This is a genomic window from Mycobacterium sp. P2_H7 (genome assembly GCF_056403275.1).
This window is the reverse complement of the sequence record NZ_JBFUFU010000009.1, coordinates 455,928-474,650: the sequence shown is the minus strand read 5'-3', so window position 1 is coordinate 474,650 and position 18,723 is coordinate 455,928. Positions and strand designations below refer to the sequence as shown.

18 protein-coding genes are annotated in these 18,723 nt (G+C 69.6%); 3 read left to right on the top strand and 15 right to left on the bottom strand.

Features of this window, described 5'->3' with window-relative positions:
• Positions 1 to 14 precede the first annotated feature (14 nt).
• Entirely contained in the window at positions 15 to 1,235 is a 1,221-nt protein-coding gene (locus tag AC1DY7_RS14470; protein WP_477494360.1) for a serine hydrolase domain-containing protein, read from the top strand.
• Positions 1,235 to 1,969: a type 1 glutamine amidotransferase gene (locus AC1DY7_RS14465; protein ID WP_477494359.1), complete on the top strand. Its 735-nt coding sequence runs from the start codon at positions 1,235 to 1,237 to the stop codon at positions 1,967 to 1,969. Before AC1DY7_RS14470 ends, AC1DY7_RS14465 begins: the two co-directional genes overlap by 1 nt.
• On the opposite strand, the gene AC1DY7_RS14460 is transcribed toward AC1DY7_RS14465, so the two are convergent.
• The gene (locus AC1DY7_RS14460; RefSeq protein WP_477494358.1) at positions 1,948 to 3,294 is read right to left on the bottom strand and encodes a TIGR01777 family oxidoreductase; all 1,347 of its coding nucleotides are present in this window, start codon (positions 3,292 to 3,294) and stop codon (positions 1,948 to 1,950) included. The genes AC1DY7_RS14465 and AC1DY7_RS14460 overlap by 22 nt on opposite strands.
• A gap of 83 nt (positions 3,295 to 3,377) precedes the next feature.
• Here AC1DY7_RS14460 and AC1DY7_RS14455 point away from each other — a divergent pair, with 83 nt between their 5' ends.
• Positions 3,378 to 4,034, top strand: coding sequence for a phosphoribosyltransferase (locus tag AC1DY7_RS14455; RefSeq protein ID WP_477494357.1), 657 nt, complete (start codon positions 3,378 to 3,380; stop codon positions 4,032 to 4,034).
• Here AC1DY7_RS14455 and AC1DY7_RS14450 read toward each other — a convergent pair.
• The 14 genes from AC1DY7_RS14450 to AC1DY7_RS14385 all read right to left on the bottom strand — a co-directional run bounded on the left by AC1DY7_RS14450 (position 4,031) and on the right by AC1DY7_RS14385 (position 18,681).
• The gene (locus AC1DY7_RS14450; protein ID WP_477494356.1) at positions 4,031 to 4,399 is read right to left on the bottom strand and encodes a DUF308 domain-containing protein; all 369 of its coding nucleotides are present in this window, start codon (positions 4,397 to 4,399) and stop codon (positions 4,031 to 4,033) included. The two genes, AC1DY7_RS14455 and AC1DY7_RS14450, sit on opposite strands and share 4 nt — an antisense overlap.
• Before the next feature lie 29 nt (positions 4,400 to 4,428).
• Positions 4,429 to 5,256, bottom strand: a complete 828-nt coding sequence (gene wag31, locus AC1DY7_RS14445) for a DivIVA-like cell division protein Wag31 (RefSeq protein WP_477494355.1) — start codon at positions 5,254 to 5,256, stop codon at positions 4,429 to 4,431.
• A 178-nt stretch (positions 5,257 to 5,434) separates the two neighbouring features.
• Complete coding sequence (locus AC1DY7_RS14440; RefSeq protein ID WP_477494354.1) at positions 5,435 to 5,737, bottom strand: YggT family protein; 303 nt, start codon at positions 5,735 to 5,737, stop codon at positions 5,435 to 5,437.
• A 130-nt stretch (positions 5,738 to 5,867) separates the two neighbouring features.
• Positions 5,868 to 6,518 carry a cell division protein SepF gene (locus AC1DY7_RS14435; RefSeq protein ID WP_477494353.1) on the bottom strand — a complete coding sequence of 217 codons (651 nt, stop codon included), beginning with the start codon at positions 6,516 to 6,518 and terminating at the stop codon, positions 5,868 to 5,870.
• A 64-nt stretch (positions 6,519 to 6,582) separates the two neighbouring features.
• Positions 6,583 to 7,338, bottom strand: coding sequence for a YggS family pyridoxal phosphate-dependent enzyme (locus AC1DY7_RS14430; RefSeq protein WP_477494352.1), 756 nt, complete (start codon positions 7,336 to 7,338; stop codon positions 6,583 to 6,585).
• On the bottom strand, positions 7,335 to 8,036 hold the full coding sequence (gene pgeF / locus AC1DY7_RS14425; protein ID WP_477494351.1) for a peptidoglycan editing factor PgeF: 702 nt from the start codon (positions 8,034 to 8,036) through the stop codon (positions 7,335 to 7,337). Before pgeF ends, AC1DY7_RS14430 begins: the two co-directional genes overlap by 4 nt.
• Before the next feature lie 5 nt (positions 8,037 to 8,041).
• Positions 8,042 to 9,196, bottom strand: coding sequence for a cell division protein FtsZ (gene ftsZ / locus AC1DY7_RS14420; protein WP_477494350.1), 1,155 nt, complete (start codon positions 9,194 to 9,196; stop codon positions 8,042 to 8,044).
• A 168-nt stretch (positions 9,197 to 9,364) separates the two neighbouring features.
• A complete protein-coding gene (locus AC1DY7_RS14415) occupies positions 9,365 to 10,282 on the bottom strand; it encodes a cell division protein FtsQ/DivIB (RefSeq protein WP_477494349.1) in 918 nt (305 codons plus the stop codon).
• On the bottom strand, positions 10,282 to 11,667 hold the full coding sequence (murC, locus tag AC1DY7_RS14410) for a UDP-N-acetylmuramate--L-alanine ligase (RefSeq protein ID WP_477494528.1): 1,386 nt from the start codon (positions 11,665 to 11,667) through the stop codon (positions 10,282 to 10,284). Before murC ends, AC1DY7_RS14415 begins: the two co-directional genes overlap by 1 nt.
• A 32-nt stretch (positions 11,668 to 11,699) precedes the next feature.
• Positions 11,700 to 12,767: an undecaprenyldiphospho-muramoylpentapeptide beta-N-acetylglucosaminyltransferase gene (gene murG / locus AC1DY7_RS14405; protein ID WP_477494527.1), complete on the bottom strand. Its 1,068-nt coding sequence runs from the start codon at positions 12,765 to 12,767 to the stop codon at positions 11,700 to 11,702.
• 62 nt (positions 12,768 to 12,829) lie between these two features.
• On the bottom strand, positions 12,830 to 14,437 hold the full coding sequence (gene ftsW / locus AC1DY7_RS14400; RefSeq protein WP_477494526.1) for a putative lipid II flippase FtsW: 1,608 nt from the start codon (positions 14,435 to 14,437) through the stop codon (positions 12,830 to 12,832).
• A 169-nt stretch (positions 14,438 to 14,606) separates the two neighbouring features.
• Positions 14,607 to 15,686, bottom strand: coding sequence for a phospho-N-acetylmuramoyl-pentapeptide-transferase (gene mraY / locus AC1DY7_RS14395; RefSeq protein WP_477494348.1), 1,080 nt, complete (start codon positions 15,684 to 15,686; stop codon positions 14,607 to 14,609).
• Positions 15,683 to 17,176 (bottom strand): UDP-N-acetylmuramoyl-tripeptide--D-alanyl-D-alanine ligase, encoded by a 1,494-nt coding sequence (locus AC1DY7_RS14390; protein ID WP_477494347.1) that lies wholly within the window; start codon positions 17,174 to 17,176, stop codon positions 15,683 to 15,685. The genes mraY and AC1DY7_RS14390 overlap by 4 nt, the downstream gene beginning before the upstream one ends.
• Positions 17,173 to 18,681: a UDP-N-acetylmuramoyl-L-alanyl-D-glutamate--2,6-diaminopimelate ligase gene (locus tag AC1DY7_RS14385; RefSeq protein ID WP_477494346.1), complete on the bottom strand. Its 1,509-nt coding sequence runs from the start codon at positions 18,679 to 18,681 to the stop codon at positions 17,173 to 17,175. The genes AC1DY7_RS14390 and AC1DY7_RS14385 overlap by 4 nt, the downstream gene beginning before the upstream one ends.
• Between the last annotated feature and the right edge of the window lie 42 nt (positions 18,682 to 18,723).

Below are 18,723 nucleotides of genomic sequence, written 5' to 3'. Positions count from 1 at the left end.
CTAGGATCCACCGCATGGCGGTGTTGCGGCGGGGCCTGGTGCTGATGCTGGCGCTCATGCTGGCGGGCTGTGCGCCGGCCACCCGGACCTCCACTCCGAGCCCCGTCACCGCGGAGGCCGACGCGATCATGCGCATCGTCCGTGACACGGTGACCCAGGCCCATCTGAGGTCGGCGATCGTGCGGGTCACCATCGACGGCAAGGAAGTGCTCACCCAGGCCGTCGGCGAGTCGATGACCGGTGTTCCGGCCACCCCCGCCATGCACTTCCGCAATGGCGCGGTGGCCATCTCGTACGTGTCGACACTGCTGCTGATTCTCGTCGACGAGAAGAAGGTCGCCCTCGACGACAAGCTGTCCACGTGGCTACCCGACACCCCGCACTCCGATCGGGTGACCCTGGGCCAGCTGGCGCAGATGACCTCGGGCTACGTGGACTACGTCATCGGCAACACCGCCATGAACGACGCGTTGTACGCGAACCCGTTCCGGCACTGGACAACCCAGGAGCTGCTCGATTTCGCGGTGCACAAGCCGCTGCTGTACGAACCGGGCACCAACTGGAATTACGCTCACACCAACTACGTGCTGCTCGGGCTGGCCCTGGAGAAGGCCACCGGCACCGACATGGCGACGTTGTTGTCCGACAAGGTGCTTCGCCCGCTGGGCTTGACCAATACCGCCAACGCCGAGACAGCGGCCATCCCGGCGCCCGTGCTGCACGCGTTCAGCTCCGAGCGCCGGGCCGCGCTGAAGATCCCGGCGAACATCCCGTTCTACGAGGAGACGACGTTCTGGGACCCGTCGTGGACCATCACGCGCGGCGCGATCCAGACCACGAACATCTACGACCTGGAGGCGAGCGCAGCCGGGATCGGGTCGGGCCGGCTGCTGTCCGCGGATTCCTACCGAAAGATGGTGTCCACCGGGCTGCGCGGCACCACCCACACGCAGCCCGGCTGCACCACCTGCGCCGAGATGACCGACGGCTACACCTACGGGCTGGGCATCGTGATTTCCGGCAAGTGGCTGGTGCAGAATCCGATGTTCGCCGGGTACGCCGCCGTGCAGGCCTACCTGCCGGCGCGCAAGATCGCCATTGCCGTCGCGGTCACCTTCGCCCAGGCCGCCTTCGATGACCAGGGCGACAATCGCAATGAAGCCGAACCTCTGTTCCGCAAGATCGGCGCCGAGCTCGCACCCGAAGATGCGCCGCCCGTGCCGCCCGCGAAATAATGGCGTGCGTGGCACCCAAGGTTCTGTTCCTCTACAACGAACACCTCGCGTCCGAGGCCCTACTCGGCGAGGCGTTCACCGAGCACGGTTTCGACGTGCACACCTTCGAGGTGGTGCCTGCCGAGCGGGTCGACGACCCCGCCCGGGATGTCGTCTTCCCGTCGGCCGCCGACTACGACGTGCTCGTCCCGCTGGGGGCCCGCTGGCCGGTGTACGACGACGCGCTGCGGCGCACGTGGGTGGGCGCGGAGACCGCGCTGCTGCACGACGCCGCCGAGGCCGGGGTGGCTGTGCTCGGGGTGTGCTTCGGCGGTCAGCTGATTGCGCAGGCCTTCGGCGGGACGGTCGCCCGGGCGCCCGTCGCCGAGATCGGCTGGACCGATGTCAGCACCGACCGGCCCGACCTGGTGCCCGGCGGCCCCTGGTTCGAGTGGCACTTCGACCGGTGGACGCTGCCGCCGGGGGCCGTCGAGGTGGCCCGCACGGCCCGTGCGTCACAGGCATTCGTGCTCGGCCGTGCGCTGGCGCTGCAGTTCCATCCCGAGATCGACCACCGGCTGCTGTCCCGGTGGCTGGCCGACGACCGCGACGGCGAGGTCATCGGGCACGGCCTCGATCACGACGACATCCTGTCCCGGACAGCGGAATTGAAAGACGATGCAGCCGAACGCGTTCGGGGCCTGGTGCGCGGCTTCCTCACCCACGTGGCACGTCAGCCGTGCCCCAGTTCGTGAGCCAGCGCCGGCTCGATACCCGGCCGACGGAAACGGTGCCCCACGCCGTGCAGTGCGGCGGGCAACACCCGCTGGTTGGCCTCGGCGAGTTCACGCACGCCCTGCTCCCCCAGCAGTAGCCGGGGGCCGAAGGACGGCACCGGCAACAGCGTCGGCCGGTGCAGCACGTGCCCCAGCGCGGCGGTGTACTCGGCGTTGGTGACCGGTGCGGGCGCCACCGCATTGATCGGTCCGGTCAGCCGGTCGTCGTAGAGAGCGCGGTAGTAGACGTCCAACAGATCGTCGAGACCGATCCAGGACAGCCACTGCGCCCCACTGCCGAGCCGACCGCCCAGGCCTGCGGCGAACAGCGGCCGCAGAAGTCGCAGCGTGCCGCCGGCCGACGACTGCACCACCCCGGTGCGGACATTGACCACCCGCAGTCCGGCCGCCGCGGCGGGTGCGGTGGCGGCCTCCCAGTCGGCGACGACGTCGGCCAGGAAACCGTCACCGCGGCTGCTGGTTTCGTCCAACTCGGTGTCGCCGCGGTCATATCCGTAGAAGCCGATCGCCGACGCGCTGACGAAAGTCTTGGGACCGTTGGCAGTTCGCGCGGCAAGCTCGGCCAGCGCCCGGGTCGGTTCGATCCGGCTGTCCCGGATCGCTGCGCGGTGACCTTCGGTGAAGCGCCCCGCGATGGAGGCACCGGCCAGGTGGACCACGGCGTCCACGCCGCTCAGCAGGTCGGGGTGCGGGTCGGCCGGATTCCATTGGCGCTCATAGGGTCCGGCCGGCTCGCGGCGCACCAGCAGGACCACCCGGTGACCACCGGAACTGAGGAACGCGGCCAGCGCCGCACCCACCAGACCGCTGGACCCGGTGATGGCGACGGTCAGACGTCCCGCGGCGGCGGCGTCGCGGTGGGCAGCCAAGTCGTCGGCGAGCTGCGTGTGCCGGTAGACGAACATCGGCCGCAGTGCCGCGGCGGGCACGATCGTCTCGACCCGGTCGGACACCCTGGTCGCACCGGGACCTACGGCGTCGAACTCGTGGGTGTGCCGCCACTGCCCGATCGCCCGGACCGGCCAGGACCGCGGGCCTTCGGTGTCCAGCGCGTCGACGAAGCGGTGCGGCGGGTCATACGCTGCGGCGTCGTGCTGGGCCACCCAGCGCAGCCCGCCCGGCAGGCCCAGGACCGCCCGCCCCGCGGCCAGGGATCCCGTCTCGGCGACCACCGTCATCGGTTGCCACGGTGGCACCAGCCGCCGCATCGCGCCGGCGCGGGCGTGCCAGGCAAACACGTCGTCCAGCGGATGGTCTACCACACTGTCGTATTCGATGCCCATGAGCGATTAGCCACCTCCGGAGTGCGGGTACCCGACAGTGAGCCGTCGTACGCTCGAAGTGTCCCTGATCACGAGTCCATGCCATGAGAAAAGTTCTTCGCCGGAGCACCTTCGCCGACCGCCGAGATGCCGGCCGCGTCCTGGCCGGGCAACTTGCGTCCTATCGCGGCCGGACCGATCTGTTGGTGCTTGGCCTGGCGCGCGGCGGAGTGCCGGTGGCGTGGGAGGTGGCCGCGTATCTGAACGCATCGCTGGACACCTTCCTGGTACGCAAGCTCGGTGTCCCGGACTGGACGGAACTGGCCATGGGGGCACTGGCCGCCGGTGGGGGTCTGGTGCTCAACCGGAACCTGATGGACAACTTGGGGATCGGCGAGGATCAACTTCAGGAAACGATACGCGTGGAGACCGCCGAATTGCACCGGCGGGAGCGGGCTTACCGTGGCGACCGTCCGCCGCCGGCGACCGAGGGCCGCACCGTGATCCTGGTCGATGACGGCCTGGCCACCGGAGCGAGCATGTTCGCCGCCGTGCGCGCCGTCCGGACGGGCGCACCCACCGCGGTGGTGGTGGCGGTCCCGGTCGGTTCGGCATCGACGTGCCGGGCGCTGCGCACCGAGGCCGACGCGGTGTTCTGCTGCTGCACACCGGCCGACTTCAGCGCGGTCGGGCAGGTGTACGACGACTTCCGGCAGACGGATGACGACGAAGTCCGGCGCCTGCTGGCGACCCCGCCCTAGTTCTTGTGCTCGGTCTCGATCGTGTGCTCGGCGTCGGGGTCCGGGACCAGTTCCGGTTCGACGTCGGGTTCCGCCTCCGCGGCCGAGGTCTCCTCGGCCGCGATCTCCTCGTCGGCCGGTTCGTCCGGATAGTCCTGCACGACAACCGTTTCCGGCTCGTCAACCTCGTCGATCGGCTCGTCCTGGTCGTCCTGGTCGTGCGCGTCCCGTCGTGACCGGTCCCGCAGCGCATCGACGATGAGGAGCAGGACACCGATGACGCTGGCGCCGATACACACCCAGGCGATGATCTCATTGCTGGTGACGACCGCGGCCACCAACGAGGCCAGGCCTATGACGGCGAGGACGAGCGCAATGATCAGCATTGATCGAACTTAACCGGCTGAGGGGCCGGTCAGTTGTTTCCCCGATTGAACTGGTTGAAGCCGCCCGAATCGTTGGTCGCGCCGGAATCCACCGGTGCGGCCGACCCGCGCTGCCCCAGCTCTTCGAGCTGCGATTCGAGGTAGGTCTTCAAGCGGGTGCGGTACTCGCGCTCGAAGGTGCGCAGCTGCTCGAGACGGCCTTCGAGCACCGTGCGCTGCTGGTTGATGGTCCCCATGATCTCGGAGTGCTTGCGCTCGGCGTCGGCCTGCAGGGCGTCGGCCTTCTCCTGTGCCTGCCGCAGCTGCGTCTCCGACCGCGTCTGGGCGTCGGTCAGCAGGGCGTCGGCACGCTGCCGGGCATCGGTGACCGTGGTCTCCGCGGTGTGCCGGGCCTCGCTGACCAGAGCGTCGGCCTGGGCCCGCGCATCGGAGAGCAGCTTCTCGGACTCCGCCTTCGCGGATCCGGTGAGCCGGTCGGCCGTGTCCTGGGCCAGGCTGAGCACCTTGGCGGCCCTGACGTGGTGATCTTCGGAAACCGGGGCCGCGGGGGCGACAGGCGCCTGGACCACGGGCTGCGGTGCCTCGTACACCGGCTGGACCACGGGCTCCGGCTCGGGCTCGGGCTGGTAGGCCGGGATCGTCTGGGTTGGCTGCGCACCACCGGAGCGTGCGCCGGCCAGCTCCTGATCGAGCTCGGATACCCGCTGCCGAAGATCGGCGTTCTCCTCGATGAGCCTGGTGAGTTCGTTTTCCACCAAGTCGAGGAAGGCATCTACCTCGTCCTCGTTGTAGCCGCGTTTACCGATGGGCGGCTTACTGAAAGCGACGTTGTGAACGTCGGCTGGTGTGAGCGGCATCGCCTGCCCCCTTGAAGTCTGGACCGTCAACCGGTTTCAAAGTGTAAAGCGTGAGTACGAGTAACTGGCGTCCATCCTGTCACAGCAGACCCGGCGGTTGCAGAGGAGGCTCATAATTAAGAGCGAATTTCAATCTTCTGCGCTGGTCGGAGGCGACATTCGGAGCCGCCGAAAGGGCTCAGGCGGCCGATCCGGCGGCTGCCCCGAAGGCCAGCTGCATGCCGATGAACGCCACCAGCAGCAGCACCATGATCGACAGGTCGAAGCGGACAGCGCCGATCGTCAGCTGCGGAATCAGTCGTCGGAGCAGCTTCACCGGCGGGTCGGTGACGGACAGGATCAGCTCGAGGATCACGACGGTCACCCCCGTGGGGTGCCAGTCCCGGCTGAACGACCGGATGAACTCCACGACCACTCGCGCGATCAACAGGAGCCAGAACACGAACAGTGCGAAACCCAGGATTTCGAAGAACAGCGCCAACTTGAAGCCGACCTCACTACGGCGGAAAACCAGATTGCGAACCGGTGGGACCAGCCAGTCCCTCGGGATTCAGCCTACCCAACGTCACCGGTGTACCCCCTGCCAGAACCACCGGCAGGGGGCTGACCAGCTACTGGTAGGAGTAGAAACCCGCTTCGGCGATGCGGCGCCGCTCCTCGGCACTGACATCCACGTCGGCCGGCGAGAGCAGGAACACCTTGGTGGCCACCTTGTCGAAGGACCCGCGCAACGCGAAGGCCAGACCGGCGGCGAAGTCGACCAGGCGCTTGGCGTCGGCGTTGTCCATCGACACCAGGTCCATGATGACCGGGGTGCCGTCGCGGAACCGCTCACCGATGGTGCGGGCCTCGCTGTAGTCCTTCGGGCGCAGCGTGGTGATCTTGGCCAGCGGGCTGCCCGCCTCGAACAGTTCGGCCATCCGGCGCGGCTCCATGGCCAGTGCGCCACGGGTCGGTGCGGTGGCGAAGCGGGGGGCGGGGCGATCGAACTCGCGCGGCGCACGCAACCGGCCTTCGAATCGCGGTGACTCATATCCCCCGCGGTATCCGCCCGGCGCCATTTCCATCTCGCGGTCGTACTCACGAGGACTGCGCTCGTCGAAGGCACGCGGCTCGCGGCCGTAACCGTCCTCTTCGAAACGCTCCTCGGCGCCCCGGCGGGCGTAGGTACGCGACGGACGCTCGTCGTCGTAGTAGTCGTCCTCGTACTCGTCCAGCGGCGCCATACCGAAGTAGGCCTTCACCTTGTGCAGTGTGCTCATCGCCTGCCCCTTCTGCTGCTGATATCCGTGTGGTCTGTGATGAAGATGTGACTGGAGTGACTACTCAGGGTGACGTTAGCGGCCGTTGCCCCATCAACGCGGTACCGACACGCACACACGTGGATCCGTGTCGCACAGCTACTTCGATATCGCCGGACATCCCTGCCGAGAGCCCCAGCCGGTGGCCGAACGCCCCCTGCACCCGGTCCCGTTCGGCGCCCAGCAGGCCGAACGCCTCGTCGGCGTCCCAGCCCAACGGGGGAATCCCCATCAGGCCAACGAATTCCAGCGCGTCGATGGCATGGGCGGCGGAGCACAGATCGAGGATCTGCGCCGGCTGGTCGACGGGCACTCCGCCGCGCGTCGGATCACCGTCCAGACTGATCTGCAGATAGATCCGCAACGGCTCGGTGCGCCCGCCCGCGGCGATCTCCTCCTCCGCCGCCCCACCGAGTGCGGAGATCAACCGTGCACTGTCCACCGAGTGGGCGGCATACGCCCAGCGTGCCACCGCGCGTGCCTTATTGCGCTGGATGCTGCCGACCATGTGCCAACGGATGGCTCCGGCAGGCTCGTCGGGGAAGGCGGCCGCGACAGTGGCCGCCTTCTCGGAGGCCTCCTGCTCGCGGGATTCACCGAATTCGGTGCAGCCCAAGCGCCGCAGCAGGATCACATCGGAGGCCGGGAAGAACTTGGTGATCGGCAGCAGGTCGATATCCCGGACGTCGCGACCGGCCGCGTCGGCGGCGGCAGCCAGCCGTGCCCGGACCGCGGCCAGTGATCCTGCCAACTCCGCGTCGCGGTGCGTGTGGTCCGTCATTCCATCCACACCAACGACGCCAGGCGTCCGGTCGGTGCGCCACGGCGGTGACTGAACAACGCGCGGTCCTCGACGGTGCAGCGCGGGTCGATATCGATGGTGGTGATCCCCAATGTCGTCAATTGCCGGGCGATTCCGGCCCGGATGTCCAGGCCCGGGGTGCCCTTGGCGGTGGTGGTGCGGCTGCCGGGCAGGGTGGCCTCGACCTCGTCGGCCATGGTCGCGGGCACCTCGTACCGGCGTCCGCTGACCGCCGGGCCCAGCAGCACCGAGATATCGGCGATGTGGGCCCCGACACCGACCATGGTCTCCACGGTGCGCGCCACGATGCCCAGTTGCGCCCCCACGCGGCCGGCGTGGGCGGCGCCGATCACCCCAGCCCGCGCGTCGGCCAGCAGAACCGGCACACAGTCTGCGGACACCACTGCCAGCGCCAGCCGCGGGGCGACGGTCACCAGGGCATCGGTGTCATCGACGGTGGCACCCGGATCGGCCTCGACCACCACGACATGGTCGGAGTGCACCTGGTTCATCCACACCACGCCGTCGGCACCGATGGTGTCGGCCAAGCGTTTTCGGTTGGCCGACACCGCCACCGGGTCGTCGCCGACGTGGTCGCCGAGGTTGAAACTGTCGTAGGGCGGCCGCGAGACGCCGCCCCTGCGGGTGGTCGTCACGCGTCGAACCCGGACGGGCACGGCGTCTAGTGGCGCATGAAGGGCGGCACGTCGACGTCATCGTCGGAGATGCCGCCGTCACCGGGTCCGCCGATGCGCACCGTGGCCCCGTTGGTGTGACCCGCCGGAACGCTGACCGCGTCGGCCGGCTCGAACACCGTCGAGCGCACATTGCCCGCCGCCGCGGGTGCGACGGTCTGAGCGCCCTGCCCCGTCACCGGCTTACGGCTCGGCGTCACGCTGTCGAAGCCCGCCGCGATGACGGTGACCCGCACCTCGTCGCCGAGCGAATCGTCGATGACCGTGCCGAAGATGATGTTGGCGTCCGCGTGGGCGGCTTCCTGCACCAGCGAGGCGGCCTCGTTGATCTCGAACAGGCCGAGGTCACTGCCACCGGCCACCGACAGCAGCACGCCCTGCGCGCCTTCCATCGAGGCTTCCAGAAGCGGCGAGTTGATCGCGATCTCGGCGGCCTTGAGCGCACGTCCGTCGCCGCGTGCCGAGCCGATGCCCATCAACGCGGTGCCCGCGCCGCTCATCACGCCCTTCACGTCGGCGAAGTCGACGTTGATCAGACCGGGGGTGGTGATCAGGTCGGTGATGCCCTGCACGCCGTTGAGCAGCACCTCGTCGGCGCTGCGGAAGGCGTCCATCAGCGAGACGGCGGCGTCGCCCATCTGCAGCAGCCGGTCGTTGGGGATGACGATCAGGGTGTCGCAGCTCTCGCGCAGCGCCTGGATGCCGTTCTCGGCCTGATTGGACCGGCGCTTGCCCTCGAAGGAGAACGGCCGGGTGACCACACCGACGGTCAGTGCACCGAGCTTGCGCGCGATGGACGCGACGACCGGCGCACCACCGGTGCCCGTGCCACCGCCCTCGCCGGCGGTGACGAACACCATGTCGGCGCCGCGCAGCAGCTCCTCGATGTCATCCTTGGCGTCTTCGGCGGCCTTGCGGCCCACCTCCGGGTCCGCGCCCGCGCCCAACCCTCGGGTGGAGTCGCGGCCGACGTCGAGCTTGACGTCGGCATCGCTCATCAACAACGCCTGTGCGTCGGTGTTGATGGCGATGAACTCGACGCCCTTGAGTCCGTGTTCGATCATCCGGTTGACGGCATTCACGCCGCCGCCGCCGATGCCGACCACCTTGATGACCGCGAGGTAGTTGTGCGGGGGGGTCATGGGGTGCCTTCCTCCCAGAATGATCGTGTCCTTGAGGCGAAACCCTCAACCATAGGTTTAGAGTTATGTCAAGTAGTTCCGCGCAAACAGAACGGTAGGGCGGCGACGCCATATCGCGCGTCAGGCGCGCCGGGGTGTCGCACGGGTTTTTCTCGTACGCGTCCGGATCTATTTCACAGTCGGTAGATCCGGGCTGGACACGTCATAGGTGCGGCCCGGTTGCGTCAGCAGCGCCGCGAGTTTGGCCGCCTTCTCGTCGGTGCGGTCATTGGTGCCCCACACCACGACCCGGCCGTCGATGAGGGTCAGCGTGATCGCCGCGACCGACGGTGCGGCGATCCGGCTGACCTGACCGGCCACCTCCGGCGGCAGCGAGGTGAGCACCTGCAGCGCCGCCTTGGTCGCGGGGTCCTTCGGGCCGGGAGTGTCGGCATCCAGGTAGGGCAGCCCCGGCGGCGGCGGGCCGGTGACGAAGTCGACGCCGTCCCTGTCATACATGTGGGGACCGTCGGGAAAGTCSTTCACCACCAGCGGTACCCGTTCCACGACGGTGATCCGCAGGGTCGACGGGTACTCCCGCTGCACCCGCGCGCTGGCCACCCGGCGCAGCGTGGCCACCCGCTCGGCGACCGAGTCGGTGTCGACCTGCAACAGCGGCGTGTCGGGAACCACCGCCGCCGCCGTGGTGATCTCGTCCTCGGTCAGCACGCTGAGGCCCGTGATGACGGTCTCCCGCACCGACATGACGGGCGTGAAGTACAGCACCAGGCCCAGCGCCACCGCCACCACCGACACCAGCGCGGACCACATCAGCAGTTTCAGGCCCCGGATGACCCTGCGCGGCGTAGCCGCCTGTTGTGGCTCGGGCCGGCCGGACACCTTGCGCTTGGCCTCCCGGCGCGCGTCCTCGATCGCCGTGGCCCGTGCCTGCGCGGCCCGGCGTTCTTCCCGTTCGCGCCGCGCACGCCGGCGCGGGCCTTCGAAATCCTCTGCGGTTTCGGCATTTTCGCCGGCCTCCGGGCTGTCGACCGGCTCCGGGACCTCGGCGGGCTCGGCGGATTCGGCGGGGCCTTGGGGTTCGGTCATCACCACACCGGCCGGCGCTGCACTGCGACGAGGATCTCCCGGCCCAACAGGGTGACGTCCCCCGCGCCCATGGTGACGACCACGTCACCCGGTCGCGCCACCGCCGCCACCCGCTCGGCGACGGCGGAGAAATCCGGTACGTAGTGCACCGGTGAGCTGACGTGCTCGACGATGCTGCGCCCGCTCACCCCAGGGATCGGCTGCTCGCGGGCGGCGTACACGTCGAGTACGAACACCTCGTCCGCGGCGCTCAGCGCGACACCGAACTCCCGTGCGAAAGTCTCGGTCCGCGTATACAGATGGGGCTGGAAGACCACGATGGCCCTGCCCGTCGATTCGTCGGCCAGCGTGCGCAGCGCGGACAACGCGGCCGCGACCTTGGTCGGGTGATGCGCGTAGTCGTCGAAGACCCGGATACCCGCCGATTGGCCCACCAACTCGAAGCGGCGCCGAACCCCTTCGAACGCGGCCAGGGCCTCGAGCACGACGTCCGGCGCCGCGCCGGCCTGGATCGCCGCCAACAGCGCAGCCAGCGCGTTGAGCGCCATGTGCCGGCCGGGGACGGCGAGCCGCATGGTGCGCGGTCGGGTCTCCCCCGCCAACTGCACCGTGGCGATGGCGCTGGTGCCGTGCTGCTCCCAGTCCAGTAGCGCACCGGCCAGATCGGGGCGCCCGGCGCTGCCGTACCGCAACACCCGAATGCCCAGTGCCTCAGTGCGTTCGGCGAGCGCCTCGGCGCCGGGGTCGTCGGCGCAGACCACCAGGGCACCGCCCGGCGTGAGGCGCTCCATGAACGCGTCGAACACGTCGATGTAGGCCTGCTCGCTGCCGAAGAAATCCAGATGGTCGGCCTCGACGTTGGTCACCACCGCGATGTCGGGCCGATACTGCACCAGCGAGCCGTCGCTCTCGTCGGCCTCCGCCACGAAGTAGGCGCCGCTGCCGTGGTGCGCGTTGGTGCCCGCGGCGCCCAGGTCGCCGCCGACCGCGAAGGACGGGTCGAACCCGCTGTGCTGCAGCGCGACGATCAACATCGACGTCGTGGTGGTCTTGCCGGCCGTACCCGTGACCATGAGCGTCAGGTCTCCGGCCATCAGTTTGGCCAGCACCACCGGGCGCAGGATCACCGGAATGCCGCGGCGGCGGGCTTCGACCAGTTCGGGGTTGGTCTTGGGAATGGCCGCGTGGGTGGTGACCACCGCGGTCGGGCCGCCCTCGAGCATGTCCAGCGCCGACGCGTCGTGACCGATCCGGATCTGCGCACCGCGGGCCCGCAGTGCGGCGACCCCACGCGATTCCTTGGCATCCGAGCCGGAAACCTGCCCGCCGCGGTCCAGCAGGATGCGGGCGATACCCGACATGCCCGCGCCACCGATTCCGACCATGTGCACTCGCGCGAGCTCGGGCGGTAACCCGATCACCGCGCGGACTTTCGCTGTGCGCGGCCCTGGCGGGCGACGTCCAGAGCCACCTCGGCCACGGCGCGGGCGGCATCACGATGCCCGGCCAGGGCGGCCGCGGCCGTCATCAGCCCCAGGCTTTCGGTGTCGGTGAGCAGCGGGACCACCCGCTCGGCGATGAAACCGCCGGACAGTTCGGCGTCGTCGATCAGCAGTCCACCGCCCGCGGACACCACCGGCAGTGCGTTGAGGCGCTGCTCGCCGTTGCCGATGGGCAGCGGGACGTAGACGGCGGGCAGTCCGACGGCGGTGACCTCGGCCACCGTCATCGCACCAGACCGGCAGATGGCCAGATCGGCTGCGGCATAGGCCAGGTCCATCCGGTCCAGATACGGGACCGCGACGTACCGGCCGGACCCGGTGAGTTCGGGCAGGTCCAGGGTGTTCTTCGGGCCGTGCGCGTGCAGCACCGAAACACCCTTGCCAACAAGGTCTTTGGCTGCGGCGGCAACGGCCCGGTTGATCGACTGGGCGCCCTGGGAACCGCCGAACACCAGCAACACGACGGCGTCGTCGTCGAACCCGAAGGCCGCGCGGGCCTGCGTTCGCAACGCGGCGCGATCCAGCGCGGTGATGCTGGCCCGCACCGGTACCCCGACCACCTCGACGTCACGCAGGCCGGGATCGGGTACCGCGGAGAGCACCCGCCGGGCCGATCGGGCCCCCACCCGGTTCGCCAGGCCGGCACGCGCATTGGCCTCGTGGATCACCACCGGCACCCGGGCCCTGCGCAGCCCCGGCCGGGCGGCCAGATAGGCAGGCAACGCCACATACCCGCCGAACCCGATGACGACGTCGGCCGCCGTCTCGTCGAATACCGCGCGGGTCTCCCTGATGGCGTTGCGCACCCGGAACGGCAACCGGGCCAGATCCCCCGATGGTTTACGGGGCAGCGGCACCGGGGTGATGAGCCGCAGGTCGTAGCCGCGCTCGGGCACCAGCCGGGTCTCCAGACCGCGGGCGGTACCCAGGGCGGTGATCCGGACGTCCGGGTCCAGTTCGATCAGGGCATCGGCCACGGCCATCGCGGGTTCCACGTGTCCTGCCGTCCCGCCACCGGCAAGAACGACCGATATCCCCGAACTGCTCACCCGTAACGCTGACCTTCCAGTTCGCGGGCCCGACGGCCCTGCTGACGCTGTTCGCCGGTCGCCCCGCGGCCGACGCGAGCCGACTGGCCGGAGCTTTGGCCGCTTCCATGATGCCCTGCGCGCCGTCGGGACCGGTCAGCCGGAGGGTCCGTTTTACGTCCCGCGGTGTTCTTGGCCTTGACCGCCGCTTTGGCGGGCGCCTTGGCGGAAGCTTTCGCGATCGCCTTCTGGGGCGTCCGACCCGGCTTGTCATTCTTGGCCCGCATGCGATCCCGCGCGACCTCGATGCGCGGCGGCACGTAGGGCTCGGGCAGCGGCAAGCGCAGGACGCGGTTGACCCGATCATCGCGGCCGGCCCGCAGCGCGGCCACCGCCTCCGGCTCGTGCCGCGCCGCGTTCGTGATCACGCCGAGGACGAAAAGCGTTGTCGCCGTTGAGGTACCGCCCGCCGAGATGAGCGGTAGCTGCAGCCCGGTGACGGGCAGCAGCCCGATGACATAACCCACGTTGATGAACGCCTGGCCGAGCACCCACAGCGTCACGGTGGCCGTCAGCAGACGCAGGAACGGGTCGGCGGAGCGGCGGGCGATCCGCATGCCGGTGTAGGCGAACAGCCCGAACAGGCACAGCAGACCCGCGGCACCGATATAGCCGAGCTCCTCACCGATGATCGCGAAGATGAAGTCGTTGTGCGCGTTGGGCAGATAGTTCCACTTGGCCGTGCCCTGGCCCAGCCCGTCACCGAACACCCCGCCGTTGGCCAGCGCGTAGCGCGCCTGCCGGGCCTGATAGCCCGAGCCCATGGCATCGGAGTTCGGGTTGAGCCAGGATTCCACCCGGTCGGACCGGTAGCCGCGCGAGACGGCCAGGATGGCGGCGGCCACCATCGCCGCGCCCAGCGAGGAGACGAAGACCCTCAGCGGCAGCCCGGCGTACCAGAGCAGGCCGAGGAGGATGATCGCCATCGACACGGTCTGGCCGAGGTCGGGCTGGATCACGATGAGGGTGAGGGCCAGCAGCGCGGCGGGCACCAGCGGCACCAGCATCTCGCGCAGCGACGCGTGCTCCATGCGCCGTGCCGCCAGCAGGTGCGCACCCCAGATGGCGAACGCGATCTTGGCCAGTTCCGACGGCTGCATCGAGAAGCCGGCGACGACGAACCAGCCACGAGAACCGTTGGAGTAGGTGCCGATTCCGGGAATGAGGACCAGCACCAGAAGGACGATGGTGAAGGCGAACGCGGGCAGCGCGAGCCGGCGCATGAGCGAGATCCTGGTCCGCAGCGCGATGTAGAACGCCACCAGACCGACCGCGGTCCACAGCACCTGCTTGCCGAAGATGGTCCAGGGCGAACCACCTTCGTCGTAGGAGTGCACGCCGGACGCCGACAGCACCATGATCAGACCGAGCGTGATGAGCAGGCTGGTGACCGCGATGATGAGGTGGAAGGACGTCATCGGCCGGCCCAGCCACACCCCGAACCGGGTTCGGGGCTCGCCCTTGACCTGCACTGCCTTCGCGGATTTCGCGGTGTCTTCCGATTCCGGAGTCGCGCTGTCTTCGGCTTTGCTGGAACGCCGTAGCCGTGACCGCACGGCGGTCAGCAAGCCATCCCCCGACGATTCACAAGAGCCACAGGTGTCACACCTGCCCCATTAGTCCCTTGCACCCCAGAATCCTCCCCCGTCCCACCACTGAGCGTCGGGACATCCGGGGCGTGTCGCGATAACGATCAGGAAGCGGTCAGGCGCCGACGTTGCYGTCTCGCGGCGCCTACGCGCCGACGGCCGTAAGCCATTCGCTGTAGAACAGCGCCACGCCCAACCCGCACGCGATCGCGGTCAGTAGCCAGAACCGGATGATCACGGTGGTTTCCGCCCAGCCCACCAATTCGAAATGGTGATGGAACGGCGCCATCCGGAACACCCGGCGACCCGTCGTGCGGAATGCCAGGATCTGCACCACCACCGAGGTCACCTCGGCCACGAACAGCGCACCCAGCACCACCGCCAACATCTCGGTGCGGCTCGTCACGGACAGACCGGCGATGATGCCACCGAGCGCCAGCGAACCCGTGTCACCCATGAAGATCTTCGCCGGCGCCGCATTCCACCACAGGAACCCGATGCAGGCGCCGGCTGTCGCCGCGGCCACCAGCGCCAGATCCAGCGGATCGCGCACGTTGTAGCAGCCCAGGCCGGGGCTGGTCGCGCAGGCGTTGCGGTACTGCCAGAAGGTGATCAGCACGTACGCGGCGCTGACCATGGCCATGGCGCCAGCGGCCAGCCCGTCCAGACCGTCGGTCAGGTTCACCGCGTTCGACCAGGCGCTGACGACGACCACCACGAAGACCACGAACAGCAGCGGGGGCAGCGTCACCGTGGCGATCTCGCGGACGTAGGACAGCCCGGCACTACCCGGCGTCAGCCCGTCGCCATTGCGGAACTGCAGCACCAGAGCGCCGAACAGGATCGCGGCGCTCAACTGCCCGACCGTCTTGGCCGTCTTGTTCAACCCCAGATTGCGCGAACGGCGGATCTTGATCGAGTCGTCGATGAATCCGACCACGCCGAGTGCGGTGGCCAGTCCGAGCACCAGCAGCCCGGACGCCGACGGCCCTTCGCCGTCGAACGCCAAGCCGACCAGATGGGTGCCCAGGTAGCCCGCCCAGATGCCCGCGACGATGGCCACCCCGCCCATCGACGGCGTGCCGCGCTTCTTCTGGTGGCTGGCCGGGCCGTCCTCGCGGATCTCGTGGCCGAAGCCCCGCCGGGTGAACAGCCGGATCAGTGCCGGGGTCAGCACGATCGACACCGCCAGCGCGATGGCCACCGCGATCAGGATCTGCTTCATGCTTCGGGCCTCTGCCCACCGGCAGCCACAGCATCGGCGAGCGCTCCCAGCCCGGCCGAGTTGGAGGCCTTCACCAGCACGACGTCACCGTCGGCCAGTTCGGCGCGCAGCAACGCCAGCGCGGCGTCGGCGTCGGGGACGAGCACGGACTCACTGCCCCACGACCCTTCCATCACCGCCCCCTGGTGCATCGCGCTCATCGCCCTCCCGGCTCCGACAACAATCAGACGAGAGACATCTAAGCGCACGACGAGCCGTCCGATGCGATCGTGTTCGGTTATCGCGTCCGCACCGAGCTCGGCCATCTCGCCGAGCACGGCCCAGCTACGCCGCCGCGAATTCCCGGATCTGGCCATCCACGCCAGCGCCTTGAGTCCCGCGGCCATCGAGTCCGGGTTGGCGTTATACGCGTCGTTGATCACCGTGACGCCGTCGGCCCGGGTGCTCACCTGCATCCGTCGCGCCGACACGGGGACGGCGTCCGCCAGGGCGTCCGCCACCTGGGTCAGGCTCGCCCCGCATTCGATCGCCACCGCGGCCGCGGACAGCGCGTTGGACACCTGGTGTTCGCCGTGTACCGCCAGGGCCACCTCGACCTCGTGGCTGCCGGCGTGCAGGGTGAACCGCGGCCGGGCCACCTCGTCGAGGGCGACGGGCCCGGCCCAGATATCGCCGCCGGCCGCCCGGGACACCCGCACCACCCGCGCGGCGGTCGTGTCCGCCATCGCGGCCACGGCCGGGTCGTCGGCGTTCAAGATGACCACGCCGGACGACGGAACTGATTGCGGCAGCTCAGATTTCGTCGCAGCGATGACCTCACGAGAGCCGAACTCGCCCAGGTGTGCGGTGCCGACGTTGAGCACCACGCCGATCGACGGGGGCGCGATCGCCGCCAGCGCCGCGATGTTGCCGGGATGGCGGGCCGACATCTCCAGGATGAGGAAGTCGGTGTCGGTGGTGGCGCGCAGCACCGTCCACGGATGCCCGAGCTCGTTGTTGAACGAACCGGGCGGGGCGATGACCTCACCCAGCGGCGCCAGCACCGCGGCCAGCAGATCCTTGGTCGACGTCTTGCCCGACGATCCGGTGACCCCGATGATCCGCAGCCCGCCGGCCGTCAGCTCGGCCGCCACCGCGGCCGCGAGCCGCGCCAGGGCGGCGAGCACCGCCGCGCCCGAGCCGTCGGTGTCGTATTCGAGGGCACCCGACGCACTGTCGAGATCCTCGGCGGCCGGAACGACGATCGCGGGCACCCCGACCGGACGGGCCGCCAGTACCGCGACGGCACCCGCGGCGGCCGCGGTCGCGGCGAAGTCGTGGCCGTCGGTCTTGGCTCCCGGCAGCGCGAGGAACAGTCCGCCGGGGGTGACGTTGCGCGAGTCGAACTCCACGGTGCCGGTCACGTCGGTGGCTTCGGCGTCGGCGCGGGTGATGCCGGACAGCTCACCGCCGACGATGTCGGCGATCTGCGCCACGGTCAGGGTGATCATGCGTGCCGCCTCAACAGTTCGAGCGCGGCGGCCAACTCCTCGCGGTCATCAAAGGGCCGGGTGCTGCCGTTGGCGGTCTGCCCCGATTCGTGGCCCTTGCCCGCGATCAGCACCGTGTCCCCCGGGCCGGCCCAGGCAACCGCGTAGTCGATGGCCGCCCGTCGGTCGCCGATCTCGACGACCTCCGCGGGTAGTCCGGCCGCGCCCGCCAGGATGGCGGCCCGCACAGTGGCGGGGTCCTCGTCACGCGGATTGTCGTCGGTGACGACGACGAGGTCGGCCAGCTCCGCGGCCACCCGGCCCATCGGTTCCCGCTTGCCCGCATCCCGGTTGCCACCGGCCCCGAACACCACGGCCAGCCTGCCGGACCCTTTCAGGGTGTTCAGCACCGCTTCCAGCGCCCCCGGCTTGTGCGCGTAGTCCACGAGCGCCAGGAAGTCCTGCCCGCGGTCGATGGCCTCCAGTCGTCCCGGCACCGCGGCCTCCCGCAGTCCGGGGGCACTCTGCTCCGGGGACACTCCGACGACGTCGAGCAGGGCGAGCGCCAGCAGCGCGTTGGCCACGTTGTAGCCGCCGGGCAGCCCGATCCGCAGCCGGTGATGCACGCCGGACGGATCGACGGCGACGAACTCCTGGGCGCTGCGCCCGACGGTGTGCACCTCTTCGATGCGCCAGTCGGCGTCGGCGCCGTTCGTGCTGACCCGCACCGGGTCGGCGGAGCGCGCGGCGATCTGGCGGCCCCAGTCGTCGTCGACGCAGACCACCGCGTGAGCGGCGTGCGTCGGCGACGCCGGCTCGAACAGTCTGGCCTTGGCGTCCAGGTAGTCGGCCATCGTGGGATGGAAATCCAGATGATCGCGCGACAGGTTGGTGAACCCACCCGCCTCGAATGCCAGACCGTCGACGCGGCCCTGCGCCAGCGCGTGGCTGGACACCTCCATCACCACGGTGTCCACCCCCTGCTCGACCATCACGGCGAACAGGGCCTGCAGGTCGGGAGCCTCCGGCGTGGTGAGCGAGCTCGGCTGGTCGTGACCGTCGATCCGGATCCCGACGGTCCCGATCAAACCCGCGACCCGGCCGGCGGCGCGCAGCCCGGCCTCCACCAGGTAGGTGGTGGTGGTCTTGCCGGACGTCCCGGTGACCCCGATGATGCGCAGCTTGCGGGACGGATCGCCGTAGGCGGCGGCGGCCAGCTCACCGAGCACCGCTCGCGGCTGCGGGTGGACGAGCACCTCGGCGGCCAGGTCCGGCGGCAGCTGTGCCGCCCCGTCCGGGTCGGTGATGACGGCCACCGCACCGGCGTCGATCGCGTCGGCGGCGAACCGGGCGCCGTGCATGCGGGAACCGGGCAGCGCGGCGAACAGATCACCGGCGACGACGTCCTGGCTGCGGAGCGTGACACCGGTGACACGGAGGTCGGGGGCATGCACACCGACGGCACCGATACGCGCGGCCAACGGTCCGAGCAGTTCGCCCGTGGGATGCGAGGGACGCAGATTCATGGCCTTGCCACAGTACCGGGCGGGTTGGTGGCCGACGGTCGG